Annotated in this window: 2 protein-coding genes; one reads left to right on the forward strand and one right to left on the reverse strand. The window is 42.6% G+C overall.

Annotated features, from left to right (window positions below):
• Positions 1–83: 83 nt before the first annotated feature.
• Positions 84–536, reverse strand: a complete 453-nt coding sequence (locus QL982_RS14305) for a GNAT family N-acetyltransferase (RefSeq protein ID WP_290166015.1) — start codon at positions 534–536, stop codon at positions 84–86.
• A gap of 180 nt (positions 537–716) precedes the next feature.
• Here QL982_RS14305 and QL982_RS14310 point away from each other — a divergent pair, with 180 nt between their 5' ends.
• The gene (locus QL982_RS14310; protein ID WP_290166013.1) at positions 717–1,838 is read left to right on the forward strand and encodes a DNA topoisomerase IB; all 1,122 of its coding nucleotides are present in this window, start codon (positions 717–719) and stop codon (positions 1,836–1,838) included.
• Positions 1,839–2,053: the final 215 nt, after the last annotated feature.

Here is a 2,053-nt window from a genome sequence, read left to right on the forward strand (position 1 = left end):
GGCAAATAGATTGTATAGATACGCTGTTCTTTTATTTTCTTTGGATCTGTGATTGCTTTACTTTGCCTTGACTATAGTACAAATCATAGGTTTTTACGATACTGCACCATGTCCGTTAAGCTTGCGACTTTGTCATACAATTGGCGTGCGTCAGTATTACTTTCTTGTGTTTTCCAATAGACGTGGTTGCAGCCTTTTTGAGTAGCAAAGTCATACACATATTCAATCAAGGCCCTTCCAATACCTTGCCCGCGAATAGATTCACTAACATACAAATCTTGCAGGTAGCAACATCCAGTACTGGTCCAAGTGCTGGGATGCAGCACCACATGAGTGATACCTACCAATGTATCACCCTGCCATGCGCCAAATCCATAAATAGCTATATTGCTATCTAGCAAGTTGTGCCATGTCGCATCAGTCGTGCTCATGGGCAAACTGGTCTCATAAAAGGTTAGGTAGTTTTGCCACAATGCTAACCAAAAGTCGTAATCTGCATTAGATAATGAAGTGATTTTTATAGAAGGGTTTTTCATTGTGTTTTATTCAACTTAAGTTTTGATAGTCATTAAATTATGCCCTAAAATTCAATAATTGAGAACCCTGCCATCCGCTTAGTTTTACACATCGATTACACTTTGCCCGTGGCAAGTAAACAGTAAAAATAGCCATCATTAATTATGCTAAAACGACTATTTTATAAGACGGATATTTTTATGGCTAAGCCAAACCATCAGACAGATAAAGCAGTAGATGTGCGCCATAACTATGAACATCTGGCTCGTTTGGCGAATTTACGCTACGTGAGTGATGATGAGCCTGGTTATGAGCGCCGCCGCTGGGGTCGCGGTTTTACTTATAAGGATGCCACTGGTAACACGGTCAAAGACAAGGCTTTGCGCAAGCGTTTTGATGCTTTGGTGATACCACCGATGTGGTCGAACGTTTGGATATGCCAAGATGAAACAGGGCATCTACAGTCGACAGGACGTGATGACAAAGCGCGCAAACAATACTTGTACCATCCAGAGTGGGATCGCGTACGTGATCGAGCGAAGTTTGATGCCATGATTGGCTTTGCAGAGGCACTGCCCAACCTACGCGCACAGGTTGAGTTAGACCTAGATGCCAAACCCTTGTCACGAGTTAACGTGCTCGCTGCGGTGGTTAAACTGTTAGAGACTACTTTAATTCGTATTGGCAATAGCCGTTATGCCAAGTTAAATAAAAGTTATGGTTTAAGCACGCTACGTAGTAAGCATGTCAGTGAGACCGACAATGGACTGGCATTTGATTTCGTTGGCAAAAGCGCAAAAGAGCATCATATTGAACTGCAAGACGAGCGTTTGACGGACATCGTACAAGCGTGTTCTGAATTACCTGGCTATCAGATATTCAAATATTTAGACGACAACGGGCACAAACAAGTCGTCGACAGTAGCGATATCAATGACTACTTACGGATGCATACGTGCGGCATAGACTGCGAAAGCAAGCTATACAGCGCAAAGGATTTTCGTACATGGATGGCCAGTGTACTCGCAGCAAGCTACCTTTATGACGAACTACAAACGACTGCAGGCGCTAACATACTAGCCAGCGCAGCAGAAAGCCCTGAGCGACAGCAATTAGTCATTAATATGGTAAAAAGTGTGGCAGCAGAGCTAGGTAATACACCAACCGTATGCCGTGCTTCTTATATTCATCCCATTGTCATTGAGCGATTTTTGGCAGGGCAGTTCTTTGAGACTTACAAGCAAGCGCGCCGCGGACGAACCAAAAAATACCAGAGCTGTGAAGAGAAAGCATTATTAGGGTTCTTAAGGACTGATGTTTAAGTGTGAGGTTTTAGGTAGCAATAGTATAGCACTAGTTCTTTAACACAAAATCGAAAACTTGCTTGTAAGGATAAGAAACGTAAGAAACTCTCTACTTCGTCCCCATGAGCTCTTATCTCTGAAAGAGCATATAAATATACCCCACTCTCAACTTGAAATAAGCAAATCAAACTGAAGTGGCGGATTACCTAGTTTTTTATTGAGTACAAAGCACA

This window comes from Psychrobacter sp. 5A.1 (genome assembly GCF_030407455.1).
GTDB lineage: Bacteria > Pseudomonadota > Gammaproteobacteria > Pseudomonadales > Moraxellaceae > Psychrobacter.

Coding starts and splice junctions, on each gene's coding strand:
- QL982_RS14305 (WP_290166015.1), bottom strand. CDS start 536: ATGAAAAACCCTTCTATAAAAATCACTTCATTATCTAATGCAGATTAC.
- QL982_RS14310 (WP_290166013.1), top strand. CDS start 717: ATGGCTAAGCCAAACCATCAGACAGATAAAGCAGTAGATGTGCGCCAT.